15 protein-coding genes and 1 other RNA gene are annotated in these 17853 nt (G+C 49.9%); 3 read left to right on the plus strand and 13 right to left on the minus strand.

Annotation, left to right across the window (positions count from 1 at the left end):
- Positions 1-7: 7 nt before the first annotated feature.
- The 9 genes from HF569_RS08350 to HF569_RS08390 all read right to left on the minus strand — a co-directional run bounded on the left by HF569_RS08350 (position 8) and on the right by HF569_RS08390 (position 6831).
- Entirely contained in the window at positions 8-472 is a 465-nt protein-coding gene (locus HF569_RS08350; protein WP_168902073.1) for an 8-oxo-dGTP diphosphatase, read from the minus strand.
- Entirely contained in the window at positions 469-1551 is a 1083-nt protein-coding gene (locus HF569_RS08355) for an acyltransferase family protein (protein ID WP_168902074.1), read from the minus strand. Before HF569_RS08355 ends, HF569_RS08350 begins: the two co-directional genes overlap by 4 nt.
- Before the next feature lie 95 nt (positions 1552-1646).
- Positions 1647-1835, minus strand: coding sequence for a hypothetical protein (locus tag HF569_RS08360; protein WP_168848649.1), 189 nt, complete (start codon positions 1833-1835; stop codon positions 1647-1649).
- Between the two features lie 121 nt (positions 1836-1956).
- Positions 1957-3291 carry an ammonium transporter gene (locus HF569_RS08365; protein WP_168902075.1) on the minus strand — a complete coding sequence of 445 codons (1335 nt, stop codon included), beginning with the start codon at positions 3289-3291 and terminating at the stop codon, positions 1957-1959.
- Positions 3292-3660: 369 nt separating this feature from the next.
- Positions 3661-4041: an HIT family protein gene (locus tag HF569_RS08370; protein ID WP_168902076.1), complete on the minus strand. Its 381-nt coding sequence runs from the start codon at positions 4039-4041 to the stop codon at positions 3661-3663.
- 6 nt (positions 4042-4047) lie between these two features.
- Positions 4048-5193, minus strand: coding sequence for a THUMP domain-containing class I SAM-dependent RNA methyltransferase (locus tag HF569_RS08375; protein WP_168848652.1), 1146 nt, complete (start codon positions 5191-5193; stop codon positions 4048-4050).
- Positions 5194-5456: 263 nt separating this feature from the next.
- Positions 5457-5836: RNase P RNA component class B (gene rnpB / locus HF569_RS08380), an RNA gene on the minus strand.
- 17 nt (positions 5837-5853) lie between these two features.
- Positions 5854-6207: a cell division regulator GpsB gene (gene gpsB, locus HF569_RS08385; protein ID WP_168848653.1), complete on the minus strand. Its 354-nt coding sequence runs from the start codon at positions 6205-6207 to the stop codon at positions 5854-5856.
- A 54-nt stretch (positions 6208-6261) separates the two neighbouring features.
- Complete coding sequence (locus HF569_RS08390; RefSeq protein WP_168848654.1) at positions 6262-6831, minus strand: DUF1273 domain-containing protein; 570 nt, start codon at positions 6829-6831, stop codon at positions 6262-6264.
- A gap of 193 nt (positions 6832-7024) precedes the next feature.
- On the opposite strand from HF569_RS08390, the gene recU reads away from it, so the two are divergent.
- The 3 genes from recU (at position 7025) to HF569_RS08405 (ending at position 12071) form a co-directional block, all read left to right on the plus strand.
- Positions 7025-7633, plus strand: a complete 609-nt coding sequence (gene recU / locus HF569_RS08395) for a Holliday junction resolvase RecU (protein ID WP_168902077.1) — start codon at positions 7025-7027, stop codon at positions 7631-7633.
- 30 nt (positions 7634-7663) lie between these two features.
- A complete protein-coding gene (locus HF569_RS08400) occupies positions 7664-9994 on the plus strand; it encodes a transglycosylase domain-containing protein (protein ID WP_168902078.1) in 2331 nt (776 codons plus the stop codon).
- 349 nt (positions 9995-10343) lie between these two features.
- Positions 10344-12071, plus strand: coding sequence for a phosphatase PAP2 family protein (locus HF569_RS08405; protein WP_168902079.1), 1728 nt, complete (start codon positions 10344-10346; stop codon positions 12069-12071).
- Between the two features lie 121 nt (positions 12072-12192).
- On the opposite strand, the gene HF569_RS08410 is transcribed toward HF569_RS08405, so the two are convergent.
- The 4 genes from HF569_RS08410 to HF569_RS08425 form a co-directional block, all read right to left on the minus strand.
- Complete coding sequence (locus HF569_RS08410; protein WP_168902080.1) at positions 12193-12891, minus strand: DnaD domain-containing protein; 699 nt, start codon at positions 12889-12891, stop codon at positions 12193-12195.
- A gap of 133 nt (positions 12892-13024) precedes the next feature.
- Positions 13025-14200 (minus strand): pyridoxal phosphate-dependent aminotransferase, encoded by a 1176-nt coding sequence (locus HF569_RS08415; RefSeq protein ID WP_168902081.1) that lies wholly within the window; start codon positions 14198-14200, stop codon positions 13025-13027.
- Between the two features lie 16 nt (positions 14201-14216).
- The gene (locus HF569_RS08420) at positions 14217-14720 is read right to left on the minus strand and encodes a cell wall elongation regulator TseB-like domain-containing protein (RefSeq protein WP_168902099.1); all 504 of its coding nucleotides are present in this window, start codon (positions 14718-14720) and stop codon (positions 14217-14219) included.
- Positions 14721-14769: 49 nt separating this feature from the next.
- The gene (locus tag HF569_RS08425) at positions 14770-17613 is read right to left on the minus strand and encodes a helicase C-terminal domain-containing protein (protein ID WP_168902082.1); all 2844 of its coding nucleotides are present in this window, start codon (positions 17611-17613) and stop codon (positions 14770-14772) included.
- Between the last annotated feature and the right edge of the window lie 240 nt (positions 17614-17853).

The following is a 17853-nucleotide window of genomic DNA, read 5'->3' on the forward strand; positions in this document are numbered from 1 at the left end:
TTGACGTTTACAGGCTCGGATCCGGTTGTAGCTGACCATTCCAATCATCGCTAGTGACCGCAGCTACCTCATGACGAAAAACCTTTAGCAGCGTCAGCAAGCTTTCCGCACTGTTTTCCGCCGTCAATTCAGTGGGATCTAACCAGTAGATTGGCCCCTCAGCGCTCGCCTTGATCGTTCCCGTAAATTGATCGCCCCGATAAAGCAGTCCTAATTTCCGTTGTTGGCGATCGGCCGAAAACCATTCGCAGGTTCCACAAAAGTCGACAGAAGTTAACGCCAGTCCTGCTTCCTCAAAAACCTCGCGGATGGCCGCTGCCGCACAGCTTTCGCCAACTTCTACGTGGCCTCCCGGAAAACTATGCCCCGCTTTCCATGGCACATTTACTTTATCCTCAACCAGCACTTTTCCCGTTGCGGGGTCTGTCACCATCACCATGGTCACCAATTCTACTGCTTGTGTTCTCGTCATCTTTGTCTCCTCCAGTTTTTGAACCTTTCAAGTAATGCCGTGAAGCCAAACGACCAGCACCACGTTAAGCTATAACAAAGCGCAATCCCCCAAATGGGATGGAACCGCGTTAACGTTGCCCCACCTAGCCGCCAAATAATTTGTAGCCAGAATACATTGGCCAAGTATGACGGGTAGGCGTACTGGGCTAACCGATGAATCACCGGCAGAAAACGCGAGCGCCGAGCCTGTTGCCGACCAGCCAGCGCTAGCACGAGCCCAATCACCGTCAGCACATAGACTATCGTCGCCGGTAAGTAATAACTGGTCTGCGATAACTGAATTGGCCGACCCTTGGCAAACCAAGCGCCACACTGCGCCAATAGTACCAAGCCCCATAACAGACCTAGCCCCCAGCTCCAACGGCGCAATCGATACTGAATGACCGGCCAACCGCGCCAAGCCAACATTCCTAGAATCGCGTACGGCCAGAAGCCCCAAAACACACGATCCAATAGGTACCAGCTCATATACCGCGACGTCGGATAGACCCGCACGACATACCAGCCCACCCACAACGCATAGCCTAGCCCAGTGATGCCTAGAATCCAGCCACTCGTCCACCGCCTCATTAGCTTGTGACGGATACCCCAAAGTACCGGCATTAGGATGACGATCTGCAGCATCATCGTGTTATACCACAGATGTGGCGCCGCATTACCATTCACAAATTGCCATCCCCAGCTAAGCAAGTCATGAAAATGTTCATGCTGCTGTAAGTTGGGAAAAACCAGTAGGTACGCCAGTGTCCAACAGATCGTCGGGAAAAATAGAGCCGACCATTGATTATGTAGGTAATGGCGATAAGTTGGCTGGTGTTCCGCTGTCGTTCGCATCGTGGTTAATAATATCCCGCAGATAAAAGCCGGGGCCGTGAACTTCGTCAGCAAGTAGAGTACCGCCAACCCCGACTGATGTGCCGTCACGCTCGGCAGTGACCAGGCTAGGCTTAACACCGACTGGAACATTACCGCCGTGCAGGCAAATACCTTGAGATAATCGCCACCGTCCGCTATTTCATTCGTTGTTTTTACGTTCACCACATCATCGCCTTTACTCTGCCTATTTTAGCAAGCGCTACCCAGAAATGTAAAGGCACGAAAAAAGAGGCTCACTGGCCTCTTCTGTTTTCTCATTATGCTTCGCGTTCGCGATCTTTGAATTTAGCAAATAGTTCATCAATTCCGTAGCAGACAGCGCCTAAACCAGCAAATGCTACTGGAAAAATAATCCACAGTGGTGATTTCATCAAGACCAGCACTAGGCTCAGAAAGCCTACTGCTAGGACAACTAACACCGTTAAAGCAATCGTGTCTTTTGTCATATTGCTCCCCCCAAGCTAAGTTAATTTTCGTGGCCCCTAACCACGTCCTTAGTTTATCAGGTCTATCCGCAAACGACAACGACTTTGACTAAGCTTAATAAAGTCACTAACTTTTGCATCTTTATTTATGCGGCGATTGCGGTAAGGGATGTTCCAAGTGCTGTAGCTGACCACGAAATTCCGGCTCGTACCGTTCCTGATCGGGTTGAAAATCCGTCAGTCGTTCAGTTAGCTTTACGGCGTAGTCGGCCTGCTCACCATGTTCACCCTGATCAAGACCGAGCTCTTCTTCCCCAGCCGTTACTCGCATCGGCATGAAACGACGCAGTACCACCACTAAGAGACAACCAACCGCCGCTACGAAGACAATGGTAAACACCGTAGCGAGTACCTGAACCCCCAACAGATGCCAGCCGCCACCGTAAGCTAAGCCATTTTCAGCAATCGTCGGGTTGACCGCCTTAGTCGCAAAGACCCCCGTTAAGATGCTGCCGACAATCCCACTAACACCGTGACAGCCAAAAGCATCCAGCGCATCGTCTATCCCTAGCCGTGGCTTCAATTTTTGAATGAACACGTAGCTCGTCACCGTGGCAATCAGGCCAATCGCAACGGACCCCAGCACCGTGACGTATCCAGCGGCCGGCGTAATCGCCACCAACCCGCACAGCGTTCCCGTACAAACACCGACTAAAGTGGGTTTCCCGGTCGTCCAAACATCTAACACCATCCACGTCACCATCGCCATGGCAGTCGCCACGGTACTGGTAATGGCGGCTTGTAAGGCAACGCCATTGACCGCTAACGCACTGCCCGCATTGAAACCATACCAGCCAATCCATAAGATCGCCGTGCCTAACAATACCCAAGGCAGATTATAGTGCGGATTGTCCCGATTGCCCGAGAGCCGCGGTCCCAGCCAGGCCGATAAGACCAGTGCCGTGACACCGGCATCAATGTGAACCACCGTCCCACCGGCAAAGTCCAACACGCCTAATTTAGCCAACCAACCTAAGGGGCTCCAAACCAAGTGAACCATGGGGTAGTAAATGAAAATCGACCAGGCGATTAAAAAGACCAACAGAAACTTGAAGCGAATCCGCCCGACGACCGCCCCCACAAATAGCGCTGGCGTGATAATGGCAAACATCATCTGAAACAGTGAATAAGCGCCCACCGGAATATGGGTTGCTGTCAGACTAGCGAGATTAATTCCCGCCATGAACAAGTGGTGCAGGTTACCAACCAGACCAGCAATATTCCCGGAAAACGCCAAGCTATAACCTAAAAAGATCCATAGAAGAATGGCGACGCCCGTCATAATAAAAACTGACAACATGGTATTGACCACGTTCTTCTCAGATACCAAGCCCCCGTAGAAAAAAGCTAACCCCGGGGTCATGAACAAGACCAAGATACTCGCAATTAAAACAAATGCAGTGTTCGCAAGATTCATCAGCGACGCCCTCTTTATCTCTTAATGTCATGAATCCTAACACCAAAAGTGGTCTATGTCCACTACAAATTTTAAGTCAGCCTATCGTTAGCCGTTTTGCCTTACTAACCAAGTTGCCATTGGCTTTTGGTCTACGTTTTGCTCTACCAATCCCGCTCAACGTGTTATGTTTGCTGACATATTTTTTAAAATTATAGTCGTTTTTTTGGGGGGAAGCATGCCGACTTATGATTGCCATCATCTGACCTGTTTCAACTAAACACGCCTAAAACAAAAAGACCCGAGAATTCTCCCAGGTCCCGTGAATGATTTTTACTTGATCTTGCTACAGTAGCCGCTCAAACGGTGCTGCTTCGATTCTTAATCACCCTAATGCCGCCAGTGGCTGACAGCATGCGGAATCATTTTTCGGATACCACCACGCGGATCACGGACATCGCCCTCGTACCGCGGAATAAGATGGATATGGGCATGCATCACCGTCTGGCCGGCTGCGGGATTAACATTAATCCCAATATTATAGCCCGCCGGTTGATACCGCTCGTCCAGTAACGCCTTACCTGCCATTAACAGATCATCCAGCGCTTGCTTAGTCGTTGCCGGCACATCAAAGTAGGTGACGTAGTGCTGCTTGGGCACGATCAACAGATGACCTTCGCGGACCGGATGCTTATCCCAGAACGCCTTGGCCAACTCATTTTCAATGACAATATCGTCTTTTTGACAGAAGATACAGTCCGCCTTAATCACTTTAATCTACCCCTTATGTTGCCGTGGTCGCCGTTGCGCCCAGAACTGGAAGTAATCCGTTCGTAACGCCCCGTTATAGAGTTTCCGGGTCTTGGTTGCCTTCTGACCGTAGAAATGTTCGAACTCTAAATCGGCCGTCAAAATATACTTCGACCAATCTGTATACGGCTTGAACACCTGTCCCATTTGCTTATACAGTTCACGGACGCTCGCTTGGTCACTCAGTCGTTCCCCATAAGGCGGGTTGGCAACGATGACGCCGTGCTTCAAGTCCGTATTGAAATCTTGAACCGCTAACTGGCGGAAGGTAATGTCTTGTGACAGTCCCGCTTCTTCAGCGTTCTTTTTGGCAACCGCCACCATGTTCTCATCAATATCACTACCAAAGATTTGTAGGGGTGTATCGTAGTCCGCCTTGGCATCCGCCTCATCACGAACCTTATCGCTCAGCTCTTGTGGGACCCAATCCCAACTCTCACAAGTGAAGTCGCGATTGAAGCCTGGTGCTAAGTTCCGTCCAATCAGTGCCGCTTCGATCGGAATTGTCCCAGACCCACAGACCGGATCCCAGAACGGCATATCTTTGTGCCAACTGGTTAACGCAATCAGCGCTGCCGCCATGTTTTCCTTGATTGGCGCGCCACCCTTGCCAACCCGATAGCCCCGTTTGAAGAGACTAGGGCCGGTCGTATCCAGCGTCAGCATCACGTGATCCTTATCAATCATCACTTCTAACGGATAAGTTGCCCCCGTTTCTGGCATCCGGGTGCGCCGGTGATAAACCGCGGCCAGTTTCGTGGCCACCGCTTTTTTCACAATCGCTTGTGCATCCGGCACACTATGTAACTGCGACTTCTTGGAACGTCCCTCTACCGGAAAAGCCGCGTCCATTGGCAATAACTCATCCCAAGCAACCGCCTTGGTCGCTTCAAACAATTCATCAAAGGTTACCGCATTAAATTCGGCCACAATGATCCGGACACGATCGGCCGTCCGGAGCCACAGGTTAGCTCGTAAAATATCTTCGATGGTCCCGTCGAAGCGAACCCGACCATTTTCTACCTGAGTCTCGTAGCCCAAGTCACGCAATTCACGACCAGCCAAGGCTTCAATACCACTCGCCGTTGCCGCGTATAAATGAAATTTCTTCATAACGTCCTCCTTATTTTCAAATCAACTATGATCTACCAGCCAATGAGTTAGTTTGCTGGCCTTAATTTCGCTAGTTTGGCTTACTTTCCACCAAATACAGGCAGTTAAACGTCGATACTCAATCGTTATCAGTGTACCACCATCGTTCGCCACAAGATATCCTCAGATCTCGCACGCCTGGACACTAGCTATTGGGATTATTCCCGTAAAAAGTCTAAAAAAAGGGTGGGAGCAAGCTCCCACCCACCTGACATGGTGTAAATCCCTGTAAGCCATGTTTTGTACCACCCAACCGTTTCAGGCAAACGATTGACTGGCAGTAATCATCTATCTCGAGAGTTTCCTCTCCCCCCACATTTCGTTCATTTCCATATGTGAAGCGCCCCTACCAAAAGTTTGGGTTGCCCGCTCGAGGGGTTTACCGCGTTCCACCGCCTAAGTTTCCTTAGACGTATCGTCACTGTGGCACTTTTCAGGGATACTAGAGCATAGCCGAAGCCTTAGCTGTGTTTTCCCGCCGTAACGTTATTGCTAACGTCCCCCGGCTTATTTTTTCACCGAGCACGAACACTACAGACATCGCAGTCTGTGCGAGCATGGACTTTCCTCAGCCGACAAAAGCCGACCGCGATTACTCAGGATTTACACCAGTCTATAATTCTACAAACGATGTGACTCGTTTGGATCATTATCTAATTGTGAACCGAAAACGTGCCGTTCCAAATTGGATAGCCGTTTCAAGATGTCCATGTTAGTGGCACTTGAAACCGGTTGGCTCGTCGTTGACGTTTGACGCTGTGCGCCACCCACTTGAACTTGTTTCGTAAGTTCGTCGACCTTAGCCAGTAACCGTTCGTTTTCTTCTTGAAGCCGTTGATTTTCCTTAACAAAGGTGTCGTAGTCCTTAATGACGTTGTCTAAGAAACTATCAACGTCATCTGGATCGTAACCGCGCATCTTTTGTCGAAATTGCTTTTGCAAAATTTCCTTGGGAGTGAAATTAACGTTTTCCATTGATCTTTACACCTCGTTGTCTTATCAAACCGGCAATTAATATAATACCAGTTTTTATTCGTTTTGGGAACCATTATTTAAATTTTCTTGATATTCATTGGCACTTTCTTGTAACCAATCCATATCGATGAGTGTTAAAGGGTAAGTATGTTGCTCCTGAAACTGCTGAATGGCGCGATAATCATACTTTGGTTTGCCTTCGACCTCTAAATCATATACCATGACCGCCTCATCTGTATGGGTCAACATAAATTCTTGATAGTTTCTTAACTGTTGGGGGCCATGATAAGGTTGCTCACTAACGGATTGGTGAAAATCCACCTGACTGGCCAGTGTCGCATACTGGGCTTGATTGCCTTCGTTCCAGTTGTTGCCAAATTCAGCAAACGGCGTCATCATCGCGATATTCAGTTCGGGATAATCCTGCTTGAGCTTCAAAGCCACTTCCGCGGACCACTGCTCGACCCCCAGCTGACCACCCGTGATGACCCAATTAGTCCCGGCTTCGACCTTGTTAATCAACAATTTACGTAGTGTATCCTTGATGACCAACAACTTGGGATCTTGATTCCCAAAGACCCCTAGCTCGTAGCTTCGGTACCCTGTTAGCCACAATCGACTCACCAAATTCCCCCTTTTGATACTAGTCTACCTATTAGTGTAGCGAAAATTCGGGGCAGCAGCAAACAAAATCGTCAAATAAGAAAACATTTCTTTAGAATTTGTTTGGGAGTTTTTATTTCGGGGTCAGCTTGGTATAATGTCAATAACTGGGCCGCAAATGAAAGCCTGCTTTCAACTAAGGAGTGAGGAACCAATGACTATTCGGTACCCCAACGGAAATGCTTATCGAGCACCAGCCACATCAACGGGGCCCAAATTTGCCAGTCGCTATACCAACTACGGTAAACGCGGTATGACACTGGAAGAGGAGCTAAATCAAAGTAATACCTATTATCAGACGCATGGTCTCGCGGTGGTACATAAAAAGCCCACCCCGATTCAAATTGTCAAGGTCGATTACCCTAAGCGGAGCGCTGCCGTCATCAAGGAAGCCTACTTTAGTACCGCGTCCACGACTGATTACAATGGCGTCTATCAAGGGCATTATCTGGATTTCGACGCTAAGGAAACCAAAAACAAGGCGTCATTTCCACTGAAGAATTTTCATCAACACCAGATTGATCATATGCGGGCCTGTCTAGGTCAAGGCGGCATCTGTTTTGCCATTATTAAATTCGTTAGTCGCCAAGAAACCTTCCTATATCCTGCATCTGATCTATTTACTTTCTGGGATAATCAAGCTAACGGTGGGCGTAAGTCCATTCCTTACACGGACATCGCCGCTAGTGGTATCAAGCTCATCGCGCAGTTACAATTGCCGGTGCCCTATCTTAACGCCGTGGACCAGCTACTTAAGCGGTAGCTGACACGTTTAAATGCAAAGGAGATTACCATGTCTAGTAACAATTCAAGCAGAGAGACTCGGATGAGCCGCAATGCCGAACGTCGCGTCAATCAAACTGGAAATACGGGCGGTCCCAAACGTCCCCATAATGGTTGGCGGACTTTTCGTCGCGTTCTTTTCATCATTATCGCCATTGGGGTGTTGGGCATTCTCTTCGGCGCTGGACTTTTCTTTTTCTACGCGCAAAGCGCACCGAAGATTTCCCAATCCGCCCTCTCCAGCGACGCCTCAACTCGGGTATACGATGCCAATGGGACCGTCATTTCACGGTTGGGCGCGCAGAACCGGAGCTACGTTAAATCCAAGAACATTCCGGCAGCACTGAAACAAGCAGTCGTCTCCACTGAAGATCGTCGTTTCTACAAGAACAGCGGGGTTGATCCTATCCGAATCGTTGGTGCTGCACTGGCCAACGTCACTGGTTCGTCACTCGGAATGCAAGGTGGGAGTACCTTAACGCAACAACTGGTTAAGCTCTCCGTCTTCTCAACGGCTGCTTCTGACCGAACTTTGAAGCGTAAAGCGCAAGAAGCTTGGCTAGCGCTGAAGGTTGATCACAATTACTCTAAGGATCAAATCCTCGAATACTACATCAACAAGGTTTACATGGGTAATGGTGTCTACGGGATGCAAACGGCCGCCCAATATTACTACGGTAAAAACTTAAAAGCATTGGACTTGTCCCAACTCGCCATGTTGGCGGGGATGCCCCAATCACCAACTAATTACGATCCAACAACCTACCCAGCGCTGGCTAAGAAGCGCCGGGACCTAGTCCTCGATGCCATGGCCAAAAACAATGTCATCACCAGTGCTCAGGCCGCTCAGGCTAAGGCAACGAGTGTTAAAGCTGGTTTAGCCACAACTCACAAGTCAACGGCTACTGCCAGTGCTAAGACAACTAAAGTGATCGACGCCTACCTCAAGCAGGTGTACGCCGAACTCAAGACCAAGGGCTACAACACGACAACTGGTGGCCTCAAAGTTTACACTAACCTCGACATGGGTGCTCAGAGAAAAGTGTACGACATCGTCAATGGCGGTAGCTACGTTAACTTCCCTTCTAGCAAGTTCCAAGTCGGGTCAACCATTGTCGATCCTAATAATGGGAAGGTTGTCGCAATGATCGGTGGCCGTAAGACTGGTAATGTCACCTTTGGCCTGAACCGCGCTGTTCAAACTGACCGGTCCAGTGCTTCCACGGCTAAACCCCTAATGGATTATGGTCCAGCGATCGAGTACCTCAACTACCCAACTTATGAGCCGGTTAAGGATACGGCATTTACCTACCCGGGCACGGATAAAAACCTCTACGATTGGGATAAGCAGTATCAAGGGACCATCACCATGCGGAAGGCCTTGTACGAATCTCGAAACATCCCCGCTATTCGAACCTTACAAAACGTTGGGATCAAGAAAGCCACAACCTTCCTTAACGGCTTAGGCATGTCATTTGATAAGACGTTAACCCTGCAAAATGGGATTGGCCTCTACATCTCCACTGAGCAGGAAGCCGCCGCTTATGCCGCCTTCGCTAACGGTGGGACCTACTACAAGCCTTACCTGGTTTCTAAAGTTGTGACTCAGGATGGTAAAGCGCACAACTACGCCTCGACTGGTAAGAAGGCCATGAGTGCGGCGACGGCCTTCATGCTCACGGACATGATGAAAGACGTCATGACCAACGAGAATGGTTCTGGTCGTTCCGCCGCCATTTCCGGCCTGTATCAAGCTGGTAAGACTGGGACTGATTCCTACCCTGATGACTACGCGGACAAGGTCCCGGATGGCGCCACGATGGATTCCTGGTTCACGGGATACACCAAGAACTACGCCGTCTCTGTCTGGACGGGTTACGACAAACAGTTCCAGACGGGTCACTACGTCAGCGAGTCTGAGACAACGATCGCTCAAGAAATTTACAAGTACACCATGAGCTACATGGCCTCCAAGTCGACCAATACGGACTGGACTAAGCCAAGCACCGTCACGGAAACGCGGCAAAATGGCAAGACGGAATACTATGTCACTGGACATCCTGGTACCGTCTCTGACACCACCGCGACGAGCCAGTACGGGTCAACGAATACCACTAGCTCCTCCGCCTACAGTACCAACGGCCAGGTGACGACCAATTCAAGTAGCAGTTACCGGACAGAATCGTCCACAACCAGTCAATCGAGTGCCAGCAAGGAATCATCAAGCACTGAGCAGACGACTGGTGGCAACAACGGACATGATGACAACGACAACTCTACTAATTCCACCGACACATCATCGGCAACAACCACTCAGAACAAGGACAACGACAAGGATTAGCATTGCCGGCTAGCTTAACCGGTCAAAGCCTGTTGAAGAATTTCTTCAACGGGCTTTTTTGATTTAACCGTCTGATTTCAACATGACTGTTTGGCGACTGCGTGTTAAACGCCAACGACATTGGACTACCTCAAAACGAGGTGGTCTTTTTTACTGAAAAATTAATGAAAACAGGTCATTATTAGTCTTGCAATACTCAAATATTAGCGTATTCATCGTTGTGTATCGGTTTGGTATGGTTCACGTATAGGTTTGATGAAGCCGCCCACATTATGATTCAAGTCAGGTATGATGAAAATTGAACCACAGAATCAAAATATATCTTTCAAAGTGAAAGGCAGGAGTTTCAATGAAAACCAGACAACGTACATGGACTAAACGGGTCACCGCCATTCTCTCATTGGCAGCCGTAACGCTTCCCCTAGCAACCAACGTGGCGCAAGCCAGCACAACTGCGCAATTAGCGCCGCAACGGGCCGTTTATGGCTACTTTACGGATACATATAAGCAAAACGTGCCGACCTACAAGACGGCGGCCAACAATCCAATGATCGGGATGCTTTCCGAATTTTCCAACTACTACGCGGACGGCAAAAATCTGAATAAAGAGTTAATGCAGGAAAACATTGACAAGTCAGCACAGATTACCCAGAATCGAACACCCGCAGAAGAAGAACGCTCCTACTTAACCGACCGGCGTGATCTTCGCTACAGCGTTATTAACGCGCTTGGCCCCTATGCACCCGCATTTATTAAAAATGCAAATGCGCAAACGCCTTTCCACAAAATGCCAAGCACACCCGACCCGGTCAACCAAAAGCACGCCCACGTTGATTGGGCCGATGAACATGCCAAATTAGGACCGATCGTGGCCTTCATGAATCACAATTCCTACACAGCCTATTCCAACACCGGAATTGTAAAAAGCGTTGTTCGCTACCAACGCCCTTATCGTTGGAGTACCGACGTTAAACCCTTACCCGCGCTTTCAAAAATTATGGCTGCAGCTCCCGCAACCGATTTTGACTTTGCTAGCGGCCACACCACCACTGGCTTCGAAGATGGTCTGTCACTAGCTTACGCGTTCCCAGAAAGATTCCAAGAACTCCTCACGCGTTCCTCAGAGATTGGACTTGACCGTGTCATCGCCGGCCGCCACTCGCCGCTTGCAGTGATGGGTGGCCGGATGGCCGGAAGTGCCGTTGTCGCTTCCGCTTTGAATAACTTCAGTAACCAGGACATGATGAAAAAGGCTTATGATGCCGCTCATTCTGCTGATTTACTAGGAAGCAGAGATACTTCGGCCCAGGATGATTTCGCTGACTACCAAAAGAACCGGGACGACTACCGGTACCGAATGACTTACGGCTTCAAGCAAATCGGAAATCCCAACGTTGACATGCACGTTCCCAAGGGGGCCGAAGCTTTGCTTGCAACTCGCCTCCCTTATCTGACGGACACGCAACGTCGTGATGTTCTGTTCACGACTGGTATGCCTTCCGGTTATCCTTTAATGGATGATGCCGAAGGTTGGGGCCGCTTAGACCTCTTCTCCGCTGCCAGTGGTTATGGCAAGTTTAACGACGCCGTTACGGTTAAAATGAATGCTGCTAAGGGCGGCTTCAACGCCCAAGATAATTGGCGTAACGACATCTCCGGTAAGGGATCATTAATCAAGGCCGGTAGTGGCTTACTCCAATTGAGTGGGAACAACACTTATGCCGGTGGCGTGAGCGTAAAGGGTGGCACAGTACGATTAGCCTCCACCACAGCTACTGGTAAGGGTAGCGTGCAAGTCAAGCGCGGTTCCCTTCAACTAAGCACTCAAAAGGCCGTTATCAAGGGACACTACCAACAAGCCAAGAACGGCCAATTATCCCTAGCGAAGACTGCCCGCTTAACCATTGAGAAGAATGCCAAGTTAGCTGGTACGTTAAAGTTAACGAATGGTCATTTGAAAAATGGCGCCACAATTATGACCTTCCATAGTCATAAGGGTAAATTTGCCCACGTGACGGGGCTTTCAAAGGGCTGGCACGTCGTTTACACGAAGCATGCCGTTAAATTAGTCAAATAGTTCAATTCAAAAGATCCAGTGGCCGATAAAATTGCGCCACTGGATCTTTTATAGGTTATTTTCTTTTAAATTACCTAGACGCGGTTACGGTTAAAGTCAACCATGCGTTCCACAATAGGCCCTAGTTATCCGTCAATTTAAAAATCGGGACGTCGGGAATATCATTGCCAGGCGTTGCCGGGTTGGCCGCATTGGATCGGGGATGCTGGCGTTCCTTTTCGCGCTGCACCTGTGCCGCTGTCTTGAGGTTTTTCTTTTCCCAATTGAGCAAGATGCGGTCCATGTATTTCAGACTGTAAGCCTGGCTCAATACCGCTTCCTTTAACGCCAACTGAATCAATTCTGGTCGATAATGGTCCTCGTCCAACCACTGATTAATGCTCTCCATCTCTAGCGGTGACAGCGGCCGGCCAAACTCGGTTTCAATCTGATTAAATACCGTGGCGCGATCGTTGGTTGCGGAAACCTTGGCTGCCTTTTTCGTCGTCTGCACAGCCAGCTGACTGAGTTTTTCGGTCAATAGGTGAAAGTCATACGCATCTTGTTTCTGTCCCTGTGCGTCGGGCACACTCGTAATGGTCATCAACTTATTCGCAATCAATTCGTGCAACACCTGATAGACCCGTTGCTTATCCCAACCTAAATGGTCCGCCAAAATATCAGCTTCGGGCATCCGCTGGCCCCGATCAATATACCGGCGTAGCTGCAAGAACACCAATAATTGATCGGTAGTCATTCCCACCTCGCGAAAATGATCCAGCAAATAATTGGCGATACTCGTCTGGCCCGCTTGAATATACCGTTGTGCAAATTCCTCCATGCAAATTCCTCCCACATTTAGTTCATCTACTGATGGCAAGAAACGACCGAGCACCCTCGCGGCAACTCGATCGTTCATCATTTCAAGTCTATTTTTCCACTACTCATGCGTGCGTTCGCTTAACCACAAGTGACTAGTGACTCAGCCAATCTTTCAGCCGATCCATTGCGCGTTGCAGGGTTGCTAAATCCGTCGCATAACTTAACCGAATATGCCCTGGTAGCCCAAAGGCTTCGCCGGTAACGGTAGCGACGTGTGCTTCATCTAGCATCAACGCGACAAAGTCGGTCGTATTCTTCACGTGTTTGAGCGCCATAGCGGCAGTCACATCCGGGAAGAAATAAAAGGCACCGGCCGGCTTAGTGAGGTTAAACCCCGGTAACGCCGCTAATTGCGGATAAATGGCATCACGCCGCCGCTTGAATCCAGCCTTCATTTGCGTCACCGCTGATTGATCCCCCGTTAACGCCGCCGTTGCCGCCGCTTGGCTCACAGCTGCCGGATTACCCGTCATGTGTGATAAAACGGTCTTCAACGCGCTAGCAATCTTTGCGTTAGCCACCGCATACCCAATCCGCCAACCCGTCATAGCATAAGTCTTCGAGACACCATTAATCAGCACCGTATGGTCATCAATCTCAGGGGAAATGCCTAACATTGAAGGCGCTACGTGCGACGTGTCATAGAGCAATTCGCCATAAATTTCATCGGCAACCACCGTCAAGTCATGGGCTACCGCAAATTCACCAATCGCTTGGAGTTCCGCCCGCGTGTAAGTCGTGCCACTTGGGTTCTGCGGTGAATTCAAGACGACGGCCTTGGTTGCTGGCGTTAAGGCTTGTGCCAATTGCGTCGGGGTCACCTTCAGTGAAGCCGTGGGTGCCACCTCGATAGGCTGACCACTCGCTAACTTGACCTGTTCACTGTAGCTCACCCAGTAAGGCGCTGGCAAAAGCACCTCATCCCCCGGGTTCAACAGCACTTGAAAGAGTGCGTACAGCGCCATTTTGGCACCCGTCGTGACGACCACTTGACTGGGGTCAACCTGTACACCGTGCAGTGTTGCCAGATTAACCGCAATAGCTTGCCGCAGTGGCAACACCCCTTCAGTCGCTGTATAGCCATTCACTTGATCATTTTGAATCGCCGTCACCGCCGCATCTTTAATCGCTTGCGGAGTAGCGTAATCCGGCTGACCAACACTAAGATTGATCACGTCGACGCCCTGTGCTTGGAGCAACTGGGCTTTTTGGCCCGTTGCCAATGTTGCTGACGGACTAACCGCCAATGCCCGTTGGGACAATTGCATATGACCTGCCTCCTCGTTAGATATTGGAGATTTGTTGGAGAACTTTTCCGTTACTGTACTGGTACGTGAGGTAGCAGAGCTTACCACTCTTATTCAGGTAGCTAATCTGCCAAGCTGGCTTCCCGTTAAACATACTCAATGCCGCTGACAAAACCTTCTTCGGGTTATGTTGCCAAACCTTTTGCAACGCCGCATTGCGAGATAAGCCCGCGCTTTGCTTCAAAACGGTGACATCATTGCCAGTCTTGGGCACGATGGCATAGACCGCCTGCTTCGCCTTATTCTTCCCTACGACTGTGTAGTACGTTGTATCTAAATTTGTCCAGTAGAAATCGCTGGTGCTCGTCAAATGACCCGCTTTTTTGGCGACCGATTCGGCCCGCGTTTGGTCTTGGCTGAGTGGCTTCGTGGCCTTATGAATCAGATAACCCGCACTCAGCAACAACACCAGGATAACCACTAACACACTGAGTAATACCCAGTGCCGCGGCCGTTGGCGTCGTTGATACTGTTGTCTCATCAATTTTCCATCGTACTCCCTTGTCAGAATTCATTCTGCTCCAATTATATCAAACTTCCGGTGGCGTCTGGGGACCGGCCGGCTGTTTTTCAAAAAAATTAATTAAACCTTGGGAAATTGTCGTCACGTCTCCGGTGGTACGCGGCAAGTCTGCCGGCAAGGCGCGTAAAATACTCTGTCCGTACTGCCGCTCGACCAATCGCTGATCCAGAATCACAATGGCCCCGTGATCGGTTGGCGTCCGGATTAACCGTCCCACTCCTTGACGCAACTTCAGCGTTGCTGCCGGGAGAGCCGCATTGTAAAACGGATTCTTGCCAGCCGCCTCTAAGCGTGCATAGTCCGCCTTCACAAAGACCCGATCGGGCGAATCGAACGGTAGCCGGGTCACAATCAACAGTTCCAGTTGTTCAGCGGGCAGATCGATGCCCTCCCAGAAGCTAGCCGCCCCCAAGAGAATGGCCCCGTGGCTGGTGGCGAACCGTTTGGCAATCCGTTCACGACTCCCACTGATCCCCTGAGCGAAGATCTCACGTTGGGCAAATTCGGGCTGATCAACCAATTGCTGGTAGACCTGTTCAATCACACTGAGTGAGTTGAATAGAATCAACGTCTGTTTATTCACCGCACCCGCAATCTGCGTAATGGCGGCCGTCAGGTAGGTGACATAGTCGGCCGGCGCTACCCGATTAAGCTCAGGCCCCGACTCTGCAATAAAGAGCTGGGCTTGCTGTGCGTAGTCAAAGCTCGACCGCATCCGATGCGTGACCGTGGCTTCCCGTTCCAAATCGAATTGATCCAAAACGTACTGTGACCGTCCCGATGAGAAGAGGGTCGCCCCCGTCAAGAGCACTGGCTGAAAGTGACTGTAAATTTGTCGGCGTAGAAAGCCTTCGGTCGCCAACAAGCCACTGGCTAACTGCAGACTCGTCCGGTCCCCAACGTGATTAATGGTTACCCAGAACAAGCTGGCCGTCTGGGTCTTCGTCACCTGGGCAAAGATGTCTTGCAACTGTAAAACGTCATCATCAAATTGATGAACGCGCGTATCGACTTGGGCAAATAGATGCTGCTCTGGCGCTGAGAAACGATCCCGCTGCCGGTCAAAGCTTTGCCGTAGCGCTGCCAACTCGGCCAACAGGTCCGTCGTATCCTCCTTGATCGTCGCCATTAACGGATCCGTCTGGGGACGCAACGCGTTCAGTGCTGCCGTTGGGATTAACTTTTCAATGGTTTGGTTCTGATTGTTTCCACGTTGCCGGGCCAAGAAGGCTAAGAAGAGTTGATTGACCAGTTGATTCAACGTGGCCTCTAATTTTTCACTCAGCCGAACCATACGATGCAACGTATTAACCGCTTGCGTATCTCCCGTGAATAGGCCTAACAAGCTAGGCCCCATCTCCCGATTGATATCGCGTTGAATGTGGTGCAACGCATTGGTCAGATTCGCAAACTTAATCTGCGTCCGCCGCTGACGTAAGGTATTCTCTACCAAGTGCTGGGCTTCATCAATCACCAGGTACGGCCGTTCTAAGCGTTCTCCCAAGTCCTGAGCGTGCTCACTCAAATAAGCATGATTGACAATCACGACTTGCGCCTGCGCCATTTGTTCATCCCGCCGCCGCAAGAAATCATCGTCAAAGAATGGACTGTCCGGTTGAACGGCCCCTTCGTGAACAACTTCCTGAAAGTAAGGTGCCCGGTAGGTGGCTAAATGCAATTCATCTAAGTCCCCCGTCGTGGTCATGGTTAACCACACCAATAAACGCAGCTTCAGCAACTGCGTTTGCTTAGAACTCTCAGCAACTTTGAGGGTCGTCGCAAATTTTTGCAAATCCAAGTAATGGCGGCTTCCCTTGACCAACACCGCATTAATCTGAAATGGCACAATCTGGTTAAGCAACGGCAAGGTCTGATCGAGCAGTTGCTCTTGCAACAGCGTCGTGGCCGTACTAATCACCACGGTATGTCCCTGCTGACTTAGGTAGGCCATCGGCAACAAGTAGCCCAAGCTCTTCCCAATTCCGGTTGGAGCCTCGACGATCATCTGTTTAACCGGATGCTGATCACTGGCCGCATAATTATTGTAAATATAATTCATCATTTTGGCCTGTTCTGGCCGCCATTCCAAATTATCCGGCATCAATTTCTGTTTCTGCTTCTTGGTCTTCGGATACTTAGTCGGCGCGGCCAACGTGGTGGCTGGAAGCGCGGTGGCATGCCGTAGTGCCAGCCCATTTTTAACGTACAGATAATTAGGGAGTTGCCGCGGCCGTTCCGTGTTGAGCCGCAAAGCCACGTCAAAAAGAGCTGCCGTTTGGAGCGGTAGTTCTGGGTGCAGGTTAATCATTTGTTGTAGCGTGACCATCGGCAAGGCCCGCAAGCGACGGAAGAGAAAGATGAAAAGTTCCGCCGTGGCACTCGCATCGCTGTCCGCTGAATGGGGGTTATCGTGTTCAATATTAAATAACCGACTTAAATCACGTAACCGGAAACTCGCCGCTGTCGGCAATAAAATCTGACTCAATGAAACGGTATCGAGCCCTTCAATGGTCAGCTCAGGATAGCCTACGCGGGCAAATTCAGCGTTAATGAAGGGTAAATCAAAATTAACGTTATGGGCCACAAAGACCGTATTGGTCAACTGGCTGTACAAAGTTGCTGCCACATCATCAAAGAGTGGCGCATGCCGCACCCGCTTGTTGGTGATTCCCGTCAGCCGTGAAATGTTGGCCGGAATCTCTCGCAGCGGATTCACATCCGTCTCGAAGCGGTTAATAATCTGATTGTGTTGAACGAAGACGCACCCAATTTGGATAATGCGGTCGCCATCTGTCACACTGGTCCCGGTAGTCTCAATATCAACTACCGCATACACCGTGTCTTTATCCATAATTTGTTCACCAATTTCTGCGCAATTGCGATAATAACTGGCACTATGATACACCACTTACGCGGGTTGTGCTACCACGGAGTTATCCGGGGTCCTCCCCGATCTCTACCTATCAGGATCACCATCTCATCATCACGATTAGCCTTGGTGATAATCGCAGGTGTTTTTTCGGAAAATTTTCTATAGAAAGGGTTAATTTTTAGTCGAAATCGGGATTTTCGACTGCAAAACTAGCACAAT

The organism is Levilactobacillus tujiorum, assembly GCF_012641185.1.
In the GTDB taxonomy this organism is placed as follows: Bacteria; Bacillota; Bacilli; order Lactobacillales; family Lactobacillaceae; genus Levilactobacillus; species Levilactobacillus tujiorum.